We start from the raw sequence: 16,827 nt of genomic DNA on the forward strand, positions 1-16,827 counted from the left end.
CATGTTGTGGATGATCGACAACTACGACAGCTTCACCTACAACCTCGTGCAGTACCTGCAGACGCTGGGCGCCGAAGTGAAGGTGGTGCGCAACGATGTGATGAGCGTGGACGAGATCGCCGCGCAGAAGCCCGAGCGCATCGTCATTTCGCCCGGCCCGTGCACCCCCAACGAAGCGGGCGTTTCGCTGGAGCTGATCGAACGCCTGGGCCCGACCACGCCGATCCTCGGCGTGTGCCTGGGCCACCAGGGCATCGGCCAGGTCTACGGCGGCACCGTCATCCGCGCCGGCAACATCATGCACGGCAAGACCTCGCCGATCCGCCATGAAGGCAAGGGCGTGTTCGCCGGCCTGCCGGACCGCTACCAGGCCACCCGCTACCACTCGCTGGTGGTGGACAAGAACAGTCTGCCCGACTGCCTGGAAGTGACCGCCTGGACCGAGAACGAGGACGGCTCGATCGAAGAGATCATGGGCCTGCGCCACCGCCAGTTCCCGGTGGAAGGCGTCCAGTTCCATCCCGAATCCATCCTCACCGAACACGGCCACGCGCTGCTGCGCAATTTCCTCCAGCGCCCGGCGGCCTGATCCAAGGAGCATACCCATGAGCTTCTCCCCCCAGGAAGCCCTGCATCGCACCATCGAGCACCGCGAAATCTTCTTCGACGAAATGGTCGACCTGATGCGGCAGATCATGCGCGGCGATGTGTCTCCGATGATGACCGCCGCGATCCTCACCGGCCTGCGCGTGAAGAAGGAGACCGTGGACGAAATCGCCGCGGCGGCCACCGTGATGCGTGAATTCGCCCGGCCAGTGCCGGTGGCCGATACCTCCAACCTGGTTGATATCGTCGGTACCGGTGGCGATGGCTCGCACACCTTCAACATCTCCACCTGCTCGATGTTCGTCGCGGCCGCCGCCGGCGCGCGCGTGGCCAAGCATGGCAACCGCAGCGTGTCGTCCAAGTCCGGCAGTGCCGATGCGCTGGAAGCGCTGGGCGCGGTGATCGAACTGCAGCCGGATCAGGTGGCCGCGGCCATCGAGCGGACCGGCATCGGCTTCATGTTCGCGCCGATCCATCATCCGTCGATGAAGGTGGTCGCGCCGGTACGCCGCGAGATGGGCGTGCGCACCATCTTCAACATCCTCGGCCCGCTGACCAATCCGGCCAGCGCGCCGTCTGTGCTGATGGGCGTGTTCCATCCCGATCTGGTGGGCATCCAGGCCCGCGTGCTGCGCGAACTGGGCACCGAGCGCGCGATGGTGGTCTGGGGCCGCGACAACATGGACGAGATCTCGCTGGGGGCGGGCACCCTGGTGGGCGAGCTGCGCGACGGCAAGGTCCGCGAGTACGAGATCCACCCGGAAGACTTCGGCATCGCCATGTCGGCCAGCCGCAACCTGCGCGTGGACGGCCCGGAACAGTCCATCCAGATGCTGCGCGCGGTGCTGGACAACGAGCCGGGCCCGGCGCTGGACATCGTGGCGCTCAATGCCGGTGCCGCCCTGTACGTTGCCGGCGTGGCCAGCGATATCGGCGATGGCCTGGCCCGTGCCCGTGCCGCCATCGCCAATGGCAGCGCCCGCCAGCGCCTGCAGCAGTACATTGAAACCACCCGCGCGCTGGTTGCCTGAGCGCGCGGTTCAGCCTGACCCCGTCGATGGCCCGATAATGGCCGTCCTCACCGCCCCCGCACCGACCCGAAGACGATGAGCGACATCCTGCAGACGATCCTGGCCCGCAAGGCCGAAGAAGTGGCCCAGCGCCGCGCCCAGCGCCCGCTCGAGGAGCTTCAGGCCGCCGCGGCCAGCGCCCCGCCGGTACGCGGCTTCGTGCGCGCGCTGCAGGCGGCGGTGGCCAATGGCGACCCGGCGGTGATCGCCGAGGTGAAGAAGGCCAGCCCGTCCAAGGGTGTGATCCGCCCGGACTTCCGCCCGGCCGACATCGCCGTCAGCTACGAATTCGGCGGTGCCAGCTGCCTGTCGGTGCTGACCGACGTGGACTTCTTCCAGGGTGCCGACGCCTACCTGCAGCAGGCCCGCGAGGCCTGCACGCTGCCGGTGCTGCGCAAGGACTTCGTGATCGACGCCTACCAGGTGTACGAAGCGCGCGTGCTGGGCGCCGACTGCATCCTGCTGATCGTGGCCGCGCTGGACGACACCCAGCTGGCCACCTTATCCGAACTGGCGCTGTCGCTGGGCATGGACGTGCTGGTGGAAGTGCACGACATCGACGAACTGGAGCGTGCGCTGCAGGTGCCGGCACCGATGATCGGCATCAACAACCGCAACCTGCGCACCTTCGAGGTGTCGCTGCAGACCACGCTGGACATGCAGCAGGCCGTGCCGCGCGACCGCCTGCTGGTCACCGAGAGTGGCATCCTGGGGCCGCAGGACGTGGCGCTGATGCGTGATGCCGGCATCCACGCGTTCCTGGTGGGCGAGGCCTTCATGCGCGTGGAAGAGCCGGGCGAGGGCCTGCGTCAGCTATTCTTCGCGGCATGAAAACGCACTATCCGACGCCGCGCGAGGATGCGCCGCTGGTGGTCTTCGACTTCGACCACACCCTCTACGACGGCGATTCGGGCACCCATCTGTTCGCCTCGCTGATCAAGCGCAACCCGTTGCGCATGCTGGCGGCGCTGCTGGTCACGCCGATCGCCGGGCCGCTGGTGGCGCTGCTGCCGACCCGTCGTGCCGGCATTTCGGTCTACGTGTGGATCGGCAGTTTCGGCCTGCACCGTGCGCGCGATTTCAACAAGGTGATCGACGCCTATGTGCTGCGCAACGAGGCGCAGATGCGCGCCAAGCTGCTGCCGCAGGCGCTGGAGGTGTTCGCCGCGCACCGGGCCAAGGGCGACCGCGTGGTGGTTGCCACAGGTGCGCCGCCGGAGCTTGCACGCGCGATCCTGGCCTTCGTGGCCCATCAGGATGTGCCGGTGATCGGTACCGAGGTCGGCCCACGGCTGGGCGGCGTCGGTCCAACCCGTCACTGCCACAACGAAGAGAAAATGCGCATGCTGCGCGAGCGCGGCTACGGCGATATTGATATCGCCTACTCCGACAGCACCGCCGACCTGCCGCTGCTGCTGGCGGCCAAGGCACCGGTGGTGGTGAACCCGAAGCCGGGCCGGGTGGCGTTCTTCCGCCGCGTGCTGCCCGCCGGCACCCGCATCCTCAACTGGGGCTGCGTGGACCGTGGTGGCGACAAGGCCTGATCCGAGCCTGTTGTAGAGCCGAGCCATGCTCGGCTGCTCTTCGTTGCGGTATCCGTGCGCGATCAGCCGAGCATGGCCCGGCTCTACAGGGAATGCCTCAGCGATACAGGTGCCCGTACACCGCGTGGCCGATCTGGAACAGGCTGATGCCCAGCACCAGCACGCCCACGGCCACCAGCACCCAGCGCTCCTTCACCCGCTTGACCAGGATCGCCGCCACCGGCGCGGCCATCATGCCGCCGATCAGCAGGCCGGCGACGATCTGCAGGTGCTGCACGCCCATCGACAACAGGAAGGTCGCTGACACCGTCAACGTGACCACGAACTCGGCTGCGTTGACTGTTCCGATGGTGGTGCGCGCCTGGCCGCCGCGGGCGAGCAGGGTGGACGTGGCGATGGGCCCCCAGCCACCGCCGCCGCTGGCGTCGAGCAGGCCGGCGAAGAAGCCCAGCACCGGCACCCGGCGGATCTCGCCCTTGGGCATCCAGCGCCCAGCGGCGCGGGCCAGGATGATGATCGCCAGCACCAGCAGGTACAGGTAGATCAGTGGCCGGATGATCTCGCCCGGGAGCTGCGTGAGCACGTACGCGCCCAGGGCGCCGCCCACTGCGCCGGGCAGGGCCAGGCGCAGGAACAGGCGCTTATCGACATTTCCGGCTGCGAGGTGCGACACCCCCGAGGCGCCCGTGGTGAACACTTCAGCGGTGTGGATGCTGGCGCTGACCTGCGCCGGCGGCAGGCCCATGCTCAGCATCACCGACGAGGACACCAGGCCGAACGCCATGCCCAGCGCGCCGTCGACCAGCTGTGCGCCCAGGCCGATGAGGATGAACCACCAGAATTCGCTGCTCAGCTCCATGCACCGAGCCTAGCGCGCCAGGGAGTGCGGACCAAGGTCCGCACCCACCGGGTGCTCAACGGTCAACGGGTGCCGTACAGCACCACGGTCTTGCCGCGGGCATGCAGCAGGCCGTCGGTCTGCAGTTTCTTCAGCACGCGGCCGGCCATCTCGCGCGAGCAGCCGACCAGGCGCGCCAGCTCCTGCCGCGATACACGCAGCTGGCTGCCTTGCGGATGGCTCATCGCCTCCGGTTCCTGCGCCAGGTCGTGCAGGGTGCGCACGATCCGGTCGGTCACGTCCAGGAACGCCAGGCGGCTGGCCTTGCGGCTGGTGTCGAGCAGGCGCTTGGAAATCTGCTGGCCCAGCGCATACAGCAGGCGCGGGGCATCGGCCGACAGCGGGCCGAGGAACAGCTGATGCAGGCGCTCGTAGCTGATTTCAGCCAGCTCGCAGGCGGTACGGGTCCGCAGGATCACCTCGCGGCGGTCCGATTCGACGAACAGGCCCATCTCGCCGACGAATTCGCCGGCACCAAAGTAGCCCAGCACCAGCTCGCGATCGTCATCTTCCTCGGCCATGATCGAAACCGAGCCGCTGATGACGTAATACAGGGTTCCCGCCGGGTCCCCGGGCCGGAAGACGTCGGTACGGGTGGGGTATCGCCGCCTGTGGCTGTGCGCCAGGAAACGATCGATTGTGGCGATATCCAGGGCCAGTGGACTGCTAGCTAGGCGCACGGTTGACACGATAGGAGCGCTCCCTCTGCGCATGAACGGATTCACGGGGTCGATAGCGGAGCTTAACCAGCGCAATTGTTAAGGGCAAACAGTGTGCCAGATGTGAGCGCTCTTCACGTTCCCCCCGGGGGCAGTTTGCCCCATAATTCCCCCTTTCCCTTCTTACACAGGAATCGACCGCCGTGGTCAAGCCGTTGCCTCGCCTGAGGCTGCAGGGTTTCAACAACCTCACCAAGGCGCTGAGCTTCAACATCTATGACGTGTGTTACGCGCGCACCGAAGAGGAGCGTCAGCGTTACATTGAATACATCGATGAAGAGTACAACGCCGACAGGCTGACTCAGATCTTGACCGATGTCGCCGAGATCATCGGCGCCAACATCCTGAACGTGGCCCGCCAGGACTACGACCCGCAGGGTGCCTCGGTGACCATCCTGATCTCCGAAGAACCGGTGATCGACAAGAAGCTGGCCGGCAAGGAGCTGATCTCCGACGCCGTGGTCGCGCACATGGACAAGAGCCACATCACGGTCCATACCTACCCGGAGACCCATCCGCAGGAAGGTATCGCGACGTTCCGCGCGGACATCGACGTGGCCACCTGTGGCGTCATTTCCCCGCTGAAGGCCCTGAACTACCTGATCGAGAGCCTGGAATCGGACATCGTGATCATGGACTACCGCGTCCGTGGCTTCACCCGTGATGTGAAGGGCAAGAAGCACTTCATCGACCACAAGATCAACTCGATCCAGAACTTCCTGGCCAAGAACATCAAGTCGCGTTACGAGATGTTCGACGTCAACGTCTACCAGGAAAACATCTTCCACACGAAGATGCACCTGAAGGACTTCGACCTGGACCAGTACCTGTTCGAGGAAAAGGCCAGGAACCTGTCGTTCAAGGAGCGCATGAAGATCGAGGCGCTGCTCAAGCGCGAGATCGAAGAGTTGTTCCACGGCCGGAACCTGTCCGAGTAAGCACCATGTGCGATGCCCGCAGGCATCGCCACCCAGGCGGGACGACCCGCCCCGTGGAACTGGCGTCGCACGCGCGATTGGCTCCATGGTGATGTACCGACCCACGGCCCGGTGTGAAAACACCGGGCCGTTTCGTTTTTTCCCAAAAAGGTAAGGAGCCCCCACCCATGCCCTGGATCTACCTGCTGCTGGCCGGCCTGTTCGAGATCGGTTTCGCCCTCGGAATGAAGTACTCGGAAGGCTTCAGCAAACCCTTGCCCACCGTTGCTACGGTGGTCTCCGCCCTGATCAGCCTGTACCTGATGAGCCAGGCGATGAAGAGCATCCCGGTCGGCACGGCCTATGCGATCTGGACCGGCATCGGTGCCATGGGTGTGGCGGTGCTGGGCATCTACCTGTTCAACGACAGCGCATCGCCGGCGCGCCTGGCCTGCGTGGGCCTGATCGTGGCCGGCGTGATCGGCCTGAAGCTGGTCTCGCCGAACTGATTGATGGCCCGACCAACGGTCGGGCCCCACCGTCGGCCTCCACCGTCGGCCCCCCCCGCACCTCCTGGTAGGCCCGCACCGTTGGTGCGGGCGACCCTTCAAATGCGGTAGGCGATGGTCTTCATCACCCTGGAGGCCAGTGCCATCGCGCCCGGAATCGGGAACGGAAGGCGGCGTGCGCCGGCCTGCTCGGCGTGCTCGGCATGGCGGGCCTCGTCCACCTTCATCACCTGGATGACCGCGCGGCTGCGCAGATCGCCGGGCGGCAGATTGACCAGGTGCTCGTCCAGATGGGCTTCCACCTGGCGCTCGGTCTCGACCACGAAGCCCAGGTTCCATCCGTCGCCGCGCAGCCCGGCCAGGGTCCCGATCGTGTAGCTGCCGGCGTACCACAGGGGGTTGAACAGGCTGGGACGGCTGTCCAGTTCGGCCAGCCGGGTGGCACACCAGGCCAGATGGTCGGTCTCTTCCTGGGCCGCTTCCAGCAGGTGTTCACGCGTGGCCGGGTCGCGGGCCACGGCGGCCTGGCCGAAATACAGGCCCTGCGCACAGACTTCGCCGACGTGGTTGATCCGCATCAGGCCGGCTGCATGGCGGCGCTCGGCGCTGCCCATGCCGGGCTCGTCGGTCTCCGCAGCCGGGTAGGGGCGGGCCGCCGGTGGGTTGCCGAACACCGTGTCCAGGGCGCGCTGCGCCTCGGTCAGCAGGTGGTCCAGCGGGGTGGTCTGGCGGAGCACGGTCATGGCAGTACGCGGTGGGGCGGAAGTCCCCCCGATTCTCGCCCGGCCCTGCGTCCGTGCCAACCCGGCCTGACGGTCCACTTGCAATTGGCTGGCAAGGCCAGTACAATCCCGCCTCTTGCGCTTCACCTTTTCACAACGCGTGGCAGAGTTCCGGCGAGCCTTTCGCCGCAATGAGCCCGACCTAACCTAGAGTTCTTCATGAGCACTTTCACTGCCAAGAACGAGACCGTCCAGCGCGACTGGTACCTCGTCGACGCCGAGGGCAAGACCCTGGGCCGTCTCGCCACCGAGCTGGCCCGCCGTCTGCGTGGCAAGCACAAGCCGGTCTACACCCCGCACGTTGATACCGGCGACTACCTGGTCGTCATCAATGCAGAAAAGATTGCCGTCACCGGCAAGAAGCTGCAGGACAAGATGTATCACCGTTTCACCGGTTACATCGGCAACCTGAAGACCGAGTCCCTGGCCCAGGCGCTGGAGCGCCACCCGGAGCGCGTGATCGAGATCGCCGTCAAGGGCATGCTGCCGAAGGGCCCGCTGGGTCGCCAGATGTACCGCAAGCTCAAGGTCTACGCCGGCACTGAGCATCCGCACGCCGCACAGCAGCCGCAGGTTCTGGATATCTAATCATGGCTATCACTCAAAACTACGGCACTGGCCGCCGCAAGTCCTCCACCGCTCGCGTGTTCCTGCGCAAGGGTTCGGGCAACATCACCGTCAATGGTCGTCCGCTGGACGAGTTCTTCGGTCGTGAGACCGCGCGCATGATCGTGCGCCAGCCGCTCGAGCTGACCAAGAACACCGAAAGCTTCGACATCCTGGTCACCGCCGCTGGCGGCGGCACCACCGGCCAGGCCGGTGCGATCCGTCTGGGTATCGCCCGTGCGCTGGTCGAGTACGACGAAAGCCTGAAGTCCGAGCTGCGCAAGGCTGGCTTCATGACCCGCGACGCCCGCGAAGTCGAGCGTAAGAAGGTCGGTCTGCACAAGGCCCGCCGCGCCACCCAGTTCTCCAAGCGCTGATCTGCTGCGCCTGGTTGGGCTCCTTCGGGGGCCCGCTGGATGGAAAAGCAAAAGCCCGGCTTCGGCCGGGCTTTTGTCGTTTTGGAGTCAGGCATTTCGTGGTTGCCGGCCAGCGGCCGGCACTACCCGTCTTTTTGCATGTCCGACCCCGGGCCTCTCTCTGGAGAAGAGCCCCCTTGTTGTTCAAGGGGGTGCGCCGACAGGCGCGGGGATAAGGTGGAATGCGCGACCAAATTAAAAGCAAAAGGCCAGATCTTTCGATCTGGCCTTTTGCTTTTAATTTGGCTGCCCCGGATGGATTCGAACCACCGAATGCCTGAGTCAGAGTCAGGTGCCTTACCGCTTGGCGACGGGGCAAAACGTACAACGATTTTCTCACTTTTCACGCTGAAAAACAACTTCATTTTCAGTGTGGTGGCTATGGGTGGACTCGAACCACCGACCCCAGCATTATGAGTGCTGTGCTCTAACCGGCTGAGCTACATAGCCTTGGTGAGCCCGCTATTCTGCGGATGTGTACCGTCCCTGTCAACACTTTTGTGCCGTGCTTGTGGGCCGACAGAGGGCGTGGGATAGTCCCGGGCAGTAGATTTTCTTAGGAGTCCGCATCGTGATCGATCCGGACGGCTATCGACCGAACGTCGGCATTGTGCTGATGCGGCAGGACGGCCAGGTGTTCTGGGCACGACGCGTGCGCCGGGATGGTTGGCAGTTCCCGCAAGGGGGCATGAACACCGATGAGACGCCCGTCGAGGCCATGTATCGTGAACTGCAGGAAGAAACCGGCCTGCTGCCTGAGCATGTGGAAGTGCTCGGGGCCACGCCCGGTTGGCTGCGCTACAAGCTGCCGGCGCGGGCCATCCGCCGCAACGAGCGGCAGGTCTGCATCGGCCAGAAGCAGGTCTGGTTCCTGCTGCGCCTGACCGGCGACGAATCCCATGTGAAGCTGGACCACACTGACTCGCCCGAGTTCGATCATTGGCGCTGGGTCGATTTCTGGTACCCGGTGGAGCATGTGGTGGTGTTCAAGCGCGGCGTCTATGCGCGCGCACTGCGTCATCTGGCGCCTTTGGCGCGCGGGGTCGCCGGGCAGGGCGTAACCGCCATGCCCAAGAGCGCCGCCGAGGCTTGGATGCCCGGCCACACGGCCGGCCACGACCGCCCGCGCAAGCGCCCGCGGACGCGCGGCTACTGGCCGAAGAAGGCCACGGGTGATGGCCCAGCCAGCTGACGGGCTGAACGGTATCGAGAATGGTTCAGGTCTCTGATTGACAACCATTCTCGTTTCCATTGGAATAGCCACCAGGCCGCTCCTGGCCTGTCAGCCCGGTTCCCGCCTGTGTACGTCTGCATCTGCAACGGAGTCACCGACCACCAGATCCGCGAAGCCGCCAGCCATGGTGTCAGCACGGTGGCCGAACTGACCATGCGGACCGGCTGTGGTGCGACCTGCGGTTCCTGCCTGGACATGGCCGCGGACCTCTTGGCCAAGGCGCGTGCGACCCACGATCTGCCGCTGCCGGTATTGGGCCTGGCCCAGGTTGCCTGATCGTTTCTTCGCGGCGCATTGACGCCGCGCTTTCGCATCCTTCACGCGCGGCCGCACAGGCCAATGCGCACGATTCGCGTTCCTTCACGGCCGCAGGCAAGGCGTTAAAGTGCCTGCGTTTTCAGCGTGCAGGAGCATCCCATGAAGGGCGACACCAAGGTCATCGAATTCCTCAACAAGGTCCTCTACAACGAGTTGACCGCGATCAACCAGTACTTCCTGCACGCCAAGATGCTGAAGAACTGGGGCATCAAGGAACTGGCCGAGCACGAGTACAAGGAATCGATCGACGAGATGAAGCATGCCGACATGCTCGCCGACCGCATCCTGTTCCTCGAAGGCCTGCCGAACTTCCAGGCGCTGGGCAAGCTGCGCATCGGCGAGAACCCGACCGAGATCCTGCAGTGCGACCTGTCGCTGGAGCGCGACGGCGTGGTCACCCTGCGCGAGGCCGTCGCCTATGCCGATTCGGTCGGCGACTATGTCAGCCGCCAGCTGTTCGTGAAGATTCTCGATTCGGAAGAAGAACACATCGACTGGCTGGAAACCCAGCTCGACCTGATCGAGCGCATCGGCGAGCCCAAGTACCTGCTGAGCAAGCTGGAAGAGTGAGTCAGCTGTCCTGGCCGGCACGATGTTGCGCCAGGTAGCCCGTCAGCGCCACACGTGCCCGGGCGAATTCGGCAACCAGCAGCGCGACCGCCACCGCGGGGCGCTGCAGGCTGCCACCACGGGCCTCGCGTTCGATGCGCTGCGCGACCGCCGACAGCGACAGGGCTCCCACGTTCGCACTCGACGATTTCAGGCTGTGCGCGACCGCCTGCAGGCGGGGCTCGTCGCCGCTCTGCGCGGCCTGCTGCAGCTGCTGCACCATCGCTGGCGCATCGTCAAGAAAGACCGACACGATCTGGATGGCGGCGTCGCCGATCACCGCGTGCAGTTCGTCCAGCACATCGCGGTCGAGTACCGGTTGTGGCTTGGAGCCCACTCGGCTGTCATCGTCCTGCAGAGCCGAGCCATGCTCGGCTGATGGAGCCCTACTGCTGTTGGCCGTCAGCCGAGCCATGCTCGGCTCTGCAGAAGGCCGTGCAGGTGATGCGGCTTTACCGCTACCCCAGCGCTTCAACAGCGCATGCAGCGTGGCGCGGGCGATCGGCTTGGACAGGTAATCGTCCATGCCAGCCTGCAGGCAGCGCTCGCGGTCGCCGGCCATGGCATTGGCGGTCATCGCGATGATCGGCAGGCGCGCTCGCCCGGTTTCCGCTTCTTCCGCACGCCAGTGGCGCGTGGCGGCGTAGCCGTCCAGCACCGGCATCTGGCAATCCATCAGCACGATGTCCACGCCGCCTTCGCGAAGAGCGGCCAATGCCTGCTCGCCATCGACGGCGTTGCGCACCTCGCACTGGAATACGCGGAGCAGCTGCTCGGCCACCATCCGGTTGACCGTATTGTCTTCCACCAGCAGCACGCGCAGGTGCAGTGGCGGCAGCACCGGCGCGGGTACCCCATCTCCGGCACTGGAAAGCAGGGCGGCAGGACGGGCAGGCGTGACAGGTGCGGCCAGGAGTGCATGCAGTGCGGCATCGTCGAAGTGCGTGGGCAGCTGGCGCTGGCGCGGTTGTTGCGCTGGTGCGTCATCCTGCAGCCAGAGCACCTGCAGTGCGTCGTCGTCACCGCGCTCGGCCAGTGCCTGCTGCAGCATCGCCTCGCCGCTGCGCCGCGCGCGTGCATCGACCAGCAGCCACGCCGGTGCCGGTTGCCCGGGTTGCGGCGCGGTGCGCAGCTGTTCGACCACGGCGTCCAGCTGGCTCAGCATCTGCACCTGCAGCCCATGGTGGGCGGCGATGCGCTCGATGCGTTTCTGCAGCATTGCATCGGCACTGAACAGCAGCAGCGCTGTCGGCGCGCGGGCCATCGCCGGCAGGTCGCCGGGCACCTTCAGCAGTGGAATCTCGAACCAGAACGTAGCACCCTGGCCGGGCGTGGACTGCACGCCGATCTGCCCGTGCATCAGGTCGATGATGCGCCTGCAGATGGCCAGGCCCAGGCCGGTGCCGCCGTAGATGCGCGTGGTCGAGGCATCGGCCTGGCTGAAGGACTGGAACAGGCGTGCCTGCAGTGCCCCATCGATGCCGATGCCGGTGTCGATGATCTCGAAGCGCAGCTGGTGCTGGGCCGCGCCTTCGCCCAGCCGCTGCACGCGCAGTTGTACCTGGCCGCGCGCGGTGAACTTGATGGCATTGGCCAGAAGATTGCTCAGCACCTGGCGCAGGCGTACCGGGTCGCCGCGCACCGGCAGGCGCACCGACGGGTCAAGCTGCAGGGTCAGGGACAGGCCCTTGGCGTCGGCGGCGCGCTGCATCAGCTGCACCACGCCATCGAGCAGGTCGCGCAGGTTGAAGCTGGTGATCTCCAGTTCCAGCGCCTGTGCTTCCAGCCGGGAGTAGTCGAGGATGTCGTCGACGATGCGCAGCAGCTGCTGTGAACTGGCCGAAGCGGTGGCCAGCATCTGCCGCTGGTCCTCGCCCAGCGGCCCGCGCGCGATCAGCTCCAGCATCGGCAGGATGCCGTTGAGCGGGGTGCGGATCTCGTGGCTCATCGTGGCCAGGAACTCGCCCTTGGCCAGCACGGCCGCTTCGGCGGCCTGCTTGGCCTGCAGCAGCTGCTGTTCCAGCTGGCCCTGGCGTTCGGTGGTATGGCGCAGCTGGTCGCGGTCGGCGGCCAGCGCGCTGTGCTCGCGCTGCAGCCGGGCCAGTGCCCGGCTGCGCGTGCGCAGGCGCAGGCCCAACAGCAGCGCCATGGCGGCCGCGGCAAGGGCAACCAGCAGCACGCCCCACAGCGGCACGTCAGAGCACCGCGTTGTGGAAGTCGAAGTTCAGGTCGCTGCCGGCCGACTGCACCATGTTGCCCTGGATGTAATCGACGCCGCCGACCCACATCGCGGCCGCGGCCTGCGGGTCTTCGATCTGCTGGCCGATGATCTGCAGCCCGGCCGCATGCGCCTGTTCGATCGCCTTGCGCAGTTCCTCGCGCGTGGCTGGGTTGGAATGGCTGCTGGAGAAGCGCGCGGCCATGCGCACGAACGACAGCGGCAGCTGGGTCAGCAGTGCATCGGCTTCGCCGCTGGGCTCGAACTGGCTCAGGCAGAAGCGCACGCCGGCGCCGGCCATGCGCTGGCAGAACTGCTGCAGCGGCACGGTGTGGATCAGCGCGTCGGGCAGGCGCACGTCGATCACCAGCGCACTGCCGGGCAGGTCACGCTGCTGCAGTGATTCCAGCAGCCAGTCGCCAAAGGCATCGCGCTGCAGCGTGCGCAGCGACTGCGAGACGAACAGGTTCAGCGGCTGCGTTGCGTGCCGGTACAGGTCCAGCAGGCCCAGCGCATGGTCCATCACCTGCTGGTCGAGGTCGGCGATGCGCCCTGCCGCCTCGGCGGCGGGAATCACCTGGCCGGCCGCCAGCACCGTGCCATCGGCCTGGCGCAGGCGCAGCAGCAGCTGGTACTGCGCGGTGTTGCCACCGGCGACGGCGACGATCGGCTGATAGGCCAGCTCCAGCTGGCCTTCCAGCAGTGCCAGGTGTTCCTGTTCGGTGACGGCCTGGCGGTGCACGTGGCCCGCCACGCCGGCGCTGAGCAGGCGTGCCTGCAGGGTGGTGCGCTCGACCGCTTCCAGTGCAGCGTTGGCATCGTCGAAGCCCGGCGACAGCGGCGCGTAACCCACCACGCCGCGCAGGTGCACCGATTCATCGTCGCGGATCACGAAGGCGCGCGCCGAGAGCTGCTCACGCAGGGTCGCGGCGATGCTTTCCAGGCTGTCTTCATCAGTATTGCGGGCCAGCAGCAGGAAGCTGTTGTCGTTCAGGCGTGCCAGCAGGTGCGGATGGCCGGCCTCGGCCAGGCGCTGCCCGGCCTGCACCATCAGGCGCTCGAAGGCGGCGTAGCCATAGCGTTCGCGCAGGCCCAGCGCGCTGGCCACTTCAACGAAGAACACGCCACCCCGGTCGCGATGGGCGAGGGCGGCATTGAGCTGCTGCAGCACGTGGTGACGCGTCGGCAGGCCGGTTTCCGGATTGCTGGTGGCCGGTGCGCCGGTTGCACCGGGCAGGGTTGCTGCCTGCGCACGTGCGCGACGGATGCGGTTGGCCACGGCGGCGATCAGGTGGCGCGGCCGGATCGGCTTGCTCAGGTAATCGTCGGCGCCGCTGTCGAGCACTTCGAACTGGCGCTCTGGATCCGGATCGCCGCTGAGGAACACGATCGGCAGCAGCTGCAGGCCGGGCTGCTGGCGGATCAGTGCGGTCAGCCGCATGCCATCCAGTCCGGGCAGGTGCAGATCCATCAGGATCAGGTCGGGACGGTGTTCCTTGATCGCCTGCAGCGCGCCATCGGCGTCGCTGTGCACGATCGCCTGCATGCCGGCGCCGTGCAGCACGCTCTGCGCGAACAGGGCCTGGGCGCGGTCGTCCTCGACGATCAGCACGCGGTAGGGCGAATCGGAGGCCAACGGCGCCTGGTCGTTGTTGCCAGCCTCGGCCAGGAAGGCCGGGCCCGGCAGAGGCGGTGGCGCGCTGCCGATCGATGCGGGCATGTCGGAGCTGGTCAGCGGCGGAACCACTGCGGGTACTGCGGCGACCGCGCTCGCCGGCTCCGCGGCCCAGCGTTGCCAATGATCGGCCGGAGGGGATTCAGCGCGTCCCGGGCGGGCGCCCGCGGGGGATTCGTTTGCGGCCATCGGTGCTCCTGGTGTTCGCGTCCATTATGCGACAAGCCCGAGGTTCAACCGGTACCCGGCTGGCGCGGACCGTCCGGCGACGCACTGCGTGCCAGCCAGCGCACGCCCTTCCACAAGGTGCGCCAGACCAGCCACACCAGCAGCGCGCCCGCCAGGCTGCAGGCCAGCACCACGATCAGCGCGATCCACGGGTGTGCCAGGGCCAGGGCCAGGCCCCCGACCACCACGGTGTCCTCGGCGGCGGAGGCCACCCAGTTGCTGGCAGGCTCGGGCGAGGTATTGAGCAGGGCACGGGTGCCGGCTTTCAGGCCATGGCTGGCCAGCGCGACACCGGCACCGGCAGCAAGTGCGCCGGTACCCAGCTGCCCATCCGGCGACAGCGTGGCTGCGGCAAGGAAGGCACCTGCGGGTACACGTGCCAGGGTCTGCACCAGATCCCACGCCGAGTCCACGCCGGGAATCTTGTCGGCGAAGAATTCGGTCACCGCCAGCGCCGCCGAAGTGCCCAGCACCCACCACGATTCAGTAGCCTGCAGGGCCGGTGGCAGGTCGACCCAGCCGAGCAGGCCGGCCAGGCCGACACCGAACACGGTGAGGTAGACGCGGATGCCGGCCAGCCAGGCCAGCAGGATGCCGATCACGAACAGGTGGGCTTCGGTCATGGCGATGCTCCGGCGACGGAACTGTGCAGGGGACCACACTATCGACGATGGCATGCCTGAACGCCACAGAGCGTGGCTCGCTGCTGCGCAGGAAACCCACCCGTCCTGTCATACACTAGCCCGTCGTTTGCCACAGGGGCCGTACCGGTGTCGCCCTTGCGATACCCCGGAAACCACCCATGACCAACCGTCCTCCCATGCGCGTGCAGGTCCGCCTGCCCGGCGCGCCGCAACCGCCTGCCGACCGTCGCCGCCTGCTGGTGATCGGCGGCATCTGGCTGCTCAGCCTGGTGCTGGCCGTGCTCGGTGGCTGCTGGATGGCCACCCCGCGCGATGCCCAGGGCCAGCGCCTGCAGGCCGCCGAGAAGCGTGCCGAGACGCTGCAGGCGCAGCTGACCGAACTGCGCCAGAAGCAGGCCACGCTGGAAGCCTCCGACCGCATCAGCCGCGCTGCCAACACCGAGGTGCAGTCCTCGCTGGCCGAGCGCGATGAGGAAATCGCCGGCCTGCGTGCCGACGTTGCCTTCTATGAGCGCCTGGTGGGTTCGACCAGCCAGCGCAAGGGCCTGAACACCCATTCGATCGAGTTCAGCCCGGAAGCGGCCGGCACCTGGCAATACACCGCTGTGCTGACCCAGAACCTCAACCGCGGCGCCATCAGCCAGGGGCAGATGCGCTTCACCGTGGAAGGCGTCAGGAACGGCAAGCTGGCCACGATCAGCTGGGATGATCTGCACCAGCGCAGCAAGGTACCGGGACAGGATTACTCGTTCCGGTACTTCCAGCAGCTCACCGGCAGCGTGATGCTGCCGGCTGACTTCACCCCGCAACGCGTGCGGGTGACATTGGGGAGTGGTACGGGGGGTACCACCCAGGTATTCGACTGGAAACAGGCCGGTGCGCCGGCCGCCAAAGGGGAGTAGGCAGATGTTCGGAAGCAGCAAATCCAACCGTGAAGGCCAGCTGGTGGTGGATGCCCTGATCGGCAACCAGGTGGTGATCCGCGGTGATGTGGAATTCAGTGGTGGCCTGTACGTGGAAGGCCGCATCCATGGCAAGGTGATCGCCGCCGAAGGCGCCAGTGGCGCGACCCTGACGGTCGCCGAGCACGGCGTGATCGAGGGCGAGATCCGCGCGCAGGTGGTGGTCATCAGCGGCCGCCTGGACGGCGATGTACACGCCACCGAGAAGGTCGAACTGACCCCGAGCGCACGGGTCAATGGCAACGTCCATTACCAGGTGGTGGAGATGAATGCGGGCGCCCAGCTGAACGGCCGCCTGATCCATGCCAGCGCCCCGATGGCGGCCCTGCCGGCGCCGGAAGGCGATGAGGCCAATGGCGGCAAGGGCGACACTGCTGCACGCCGCAAGCTGGCCGAGGCGATGGCTTGAAAGCCATCCCCGGCACCCCCATGCTGGCATCATGAGCACGCTAGTCTCCCTGCCCGGCGCCACTCCGGTTGCCGCGCCCGATTACCAATCGCTGGAGCGCCCGCTGAACTTCACCGAGTCGGCGGCCGCCAAGGTCAAATCCCTGATCCAGGAAGAGGGCAACCCCGACCTGGCCCTGCGCGTGTACATCGAAGGCGGTGGCTGTTCGGGCTTCCAGTACGGGTTCGAGTTCGACGAGAACCGTGCCGAGGACGACCTGGCGGTACAGACCAGCGGGGTGACCCTGCTGGTCGACCCGCTCAGCCTGCAGTACCTGATGGGGGCCGAGGTGGATTACACCGAGAGCCTGACCGGTGCCCAGTTCGTGATACGCAACCCCAACGCAAAGACCACCTGCGGCTGCGGCAGCAGCTTCAGCATGTAAGAGCCCTGTGGCCAGGATGTGCCAACCACGGTTGGCACC

20 protein-coding genes and 2 tRNA genes are annotated in these 16,827 nt (G+C 66.5%); 14 read left to right on the forward strand and 8 right to left on the reverse strand.

Annotation, left to right across the window (positions count from 1 at the left end):
* Window position 1: 1 nt before the first annotated feature.
* The 4 genes from AC5P8C_RS06370 to AC5P8C_RS06385 all read left to right on the forward strand — a co-directional run bounded on the left by AC5P8C_RS06370 (window position 2) and on the right by AC5P8C_RS06385 (window position 3,220).
* The gene (locus AC5P8C_RS06370) at window positions 2–589 is read left to right on the forward strand and encodes an anthranilate synthase component II (protein ID WP_019661509.1); all 588 of its coding nucleotides are present in this window, start codon (window positions 2–4) and stop codon (window positions 587–589) included.
* Between the two features lie 16 nt (window positions 590–605).
* Complete coding sequence (gene trpD / locus AC5P8C_RS06375; protein WP_019661508.1) at window positions 606–1,637, forward strand: anthranilate phosphoribosyltransferase; 1,032 nt, start codon at window positions 606–608, stop codon at window positions 1,635–1,637.
* 75 nt (window positions 1,638–1,712) lie between these two features.
* On the forward strand, window positions 1,713–2,507 hold the full coding sequence (trpC, locus tag AC5P8C_RS06380; protein ID WP_019661507.1) for an indole-3-glycerol phosphate synthase TrpC: 795 nt from the start codon (window positions 1,713–1,715) through the stop codon (window positions 2,505–2,507).
* Entirely contained in the window at window positions 2,504–3,220 is a 717-nt protein-coding gene (locus AC5P8C_RS06385; RefSeq protein ID WP_419965342.1) for a haloacid dehalogenase-like hydrolase, read from the forward strand. The genes trpC and AC5P8C_RS06385 overlap by 4 nt, the downstream gene beginning before the upstream one ends.
* A 97-nt stretch (window positions 3,221–3,317) precedes the next feature.
* Here AC5P8C_RS06385 and AC5P8C_RS06390 read toward each other — a convergent pair whose 3' ends face one another.
* Window positions 3,318–4,079, reverse strand: a complete 762-nt coding sequence (locus AC5P8C_RS06390; RefSeq protein WP_495218457.1) for a sulfite exporter TauE/SafE family protein — start codon at window positions 4,077–4,079, stop codon at window positions 3,318–3,320.
* Window positions 4,080–4,141: 62 nt separating this feature from the next.
* Window positions 4,142–4,831, reverse strand: a complete 690-nt coding sequence (gene crp / locus AC5P8C_RS06395; protein ID WP_010482649.1) for a cAMP-activated global transcriptional regulator CRP — start codon at window positions 4,829–4,831, stop codon at window positions 4,142–4,144.
* A 149-nt stretch (window positions 4,832–4,980) separates the two neighbouring features.
* Here crp and speD point away from each other — a divergent pair, with 149 nt between their 5' ends.
* Together speD and AC5P8C_RS06405 are read left to right on the forward strand one after the other, a co-directional pair.
* Window positions 4,981–5,775, forward strand: coding sequence for an adenosylmethionine decarboxylase (gene speD / locus AC5P8C_RS06400; RefSeq protein WP_019661504.1), 795 nt, complete (start codon window positions 4,981–4,983; stop codon window positions 5,773–5,775).
* A gap of 167 nt (window positions 5,776–5,942) precedes the next feature.
* Entirely contained in the window at window positions 5,943–6,263 is a 321-nt protein-coding gene (locus AC5P8C_RS06405) for a DMT family transporter (RefSeq protein WP_005419816.1), read from the forward strand.
* Window positions 6,264–6,361: 98 nt separating this feature from the next.
* Here the strand turns inward: AC5P8C_RS06405 and coq7 are convergent, their stop codons facing one another.
* A complete protein-coding gene (gene coq7 / locus AC5P8C_RS06410; RefSeq protein WP_233653645.1) occupies window positions 6,362–7,006 on the reverse strand; it encodes a 2-polyprenyl-3-methyl-6-methoxy-1,4-benzoquinone monooxygenase in 645 nt (214 codons plus the stop codon).
* A gap of 198 nt (window positions 7,007–7,204) precedes the next feature.
* On the opposite strand from coq7, the gene rplM reads away from it, so the two are divergent.
* Window positions 7,205–7,633: a 50S ribosomal protein L13 gene (gene rplM / locus AC5P8C_RS06415; protein ID WP_005414692.1), complete on the forward strand. Its 429-nt coding sequence runs from the start codon at window positions 7,205–7,207 to the stop codon at window positions 7,631–7,633.
* A 2-nt stretch (window positions 7,634–7,635) separates the two neighbouring features.
* Complete coding sequence (gene rpsI, locus AC5P8C_RS06420; protein ID WP_019661502.1) at window positions 7,636–8,028, forward strand: 30S ribosomal protein S9; 393 nt, start codon at window positions 7,636–7,638, stop codon at window positions 8,026–8,028.
* A gap of 282 nt (window positions 8,029–8,310) precedes the next feature.
* Here the strand turns inward: rpsI and AC5P8C_RS06425 are convergent.
* Together AC5P8C_RS06425 and AC5P8C_RS06430 are read right to left on the reverse strand one after the other, a co-directional pair.
* Window positions 8,311–8,385, reverse strand: a tRNA-Gln gene (locus AC5P8C_RS06425).
* Window positions 8,386–8,440: 55 nt separating this feature from the next.
* Window positions 8,441–8,517, reverse strand: a tRNA-Met gene (locus tag AC5P8C_RS06430).
* 121 nt (window positions 8,518–8,638) lie between these two features.
* On the opposite strand from AC5P8C_RS06430, the gene AC5P8C_RS06435 reads away from it, so the two are divergent.
* From AC5P8C_RS06435 to bfr, 3 genes are all read left to right on the forward strand, one after another.
* Window positions 8,639–9,259 (forward strand): RNA pyrophosphohydrolase, encoded by a 621-nt coding sequence (locus AC5P8C_RS06435; protein WP_019661501.1) that lies wholly within the window; start codon window positions 8,639–8,641, stop codon window positions 9,257–9,259.
* 108 nt (window positions 9,260–9,367) lie between these two features.
* Complete coding sequence (locus AC5P8C_RS06440; RefSeq protein ID WP_019661500.1) at window positions 9,368–9,577, forward strand: (2Fe-2S)-binding protein; 210 nt, start codon at window positions 9,368–9,370, stop codon at window positions 9,575–9,577.
* 141 nt (window positions 9,578–9,718) lie between these two features.
* Entirely contained in the window at window positions 9,719–10,189 is a 471-nt protein-coding gene (gene bfr, locus AC5P8C_RS06445) for a bacterioferritin (protein ID WP_005414691.1), read from the forward strand.
* 1 nt (window position 10,190) lies between these two features.
* Here bfr and AC5P8C_RS06450 read toward each other — a convergent pair whose 3' ends face one another.
* The 3 genes from AC5P8C_RS06450 to AC5P8C_RS06460 are packed head-to-tail and all read right to left on the reverse strand — an operon-like array spanning window position 10,191 to window position 14,972.
* Window positions 10,191–12,422: an ATP-binding protein gene (locus tag AC5P8C_RS06450; RefSeq protein WP_495218458.1), complete on the reverse strand. Its 2,232-nt coding sequence runs from the start codon at window positions 12,420–12,422 to the stop codon at window positions 10,191–10,193.
* 1 nt (window position 12,423) lies between these two features.
* Window positions 12,424–14,310 (reverse strand): EAL domain-containing protein, encoded by a 1,887-nt coding sequence (locus AC5P8C_RS06455; RefSeq protein ID WP_495218459.1) that lies wholly within the window; start codon window positions 14,308–14,310, stop codon window positions 12,424–12,426.
* A gap of 44 nt (window positions 14,311–14,354) precedes the next feature.
* A complete protein-coding gene (locus tag AC5P8C_RS06460) occupies window positions 14,355–14,972 on the reverse strand; it encodes a DUF4126 domain-containing protein (RefSeq protein ID WP_019661497.1) in 618 nt (205 codons plus the stop codon).
* A 179-nt stretch (window positions 14,973–15,151) separates the two neighbouring features.
* Here AC5P8C_RS06460 and AC5P8C_RS06465 point away from each other — a divergent pair, with 179 nt between their 5' ends.
* The 3 genes from AC5P8C_RS06465 to erpA are packed head-to-tail and all read left to right on the forward strand — an operon-like array spanning window position 15,152 to window position 16,788.
* Window positions 15,152–15,895, forward strand: a complete 744-nt coding sequence (locus AC5P8C_RS06465; RefSeq protein WP_019661496.1) for a DUF6776 family protein — start codon at window positions 15,152–15,154, stop codon at window positions 15,893–15,895.
* Between the two features lie 4 nt (window positions 15,896–15,899).
* A complete protein-coding gene (locus AC5P8C_RS06470) occupies window positions 15,900–16,364 on the forward strand; it encodes a bactofilin family protein (protein ID WP_006398829.1) in 465 nt (154 codons plus the stop codon).
* Between the two features lie 31 nt (window positions 16,365–16,395).
* On the forward strand, window positions 16,396–16,788 hold the full coding sequence (gene erpA, locus AC5P8C_RS06475) for an iron-sulfur cluster insertion protein ErpA (protein ID WP_005419789.1): 393 nt from the start codon (window positions 16,396–16,398) through the stop codon (window positions 16,786–16,788).
* The last annotated feature ends 39 nt before the right edge of the window (window positions 16,789–16,827 follow it).

The organism is Stenotrophomonas sp. YJH_SMC_46, from assembly GCF_059370315.1.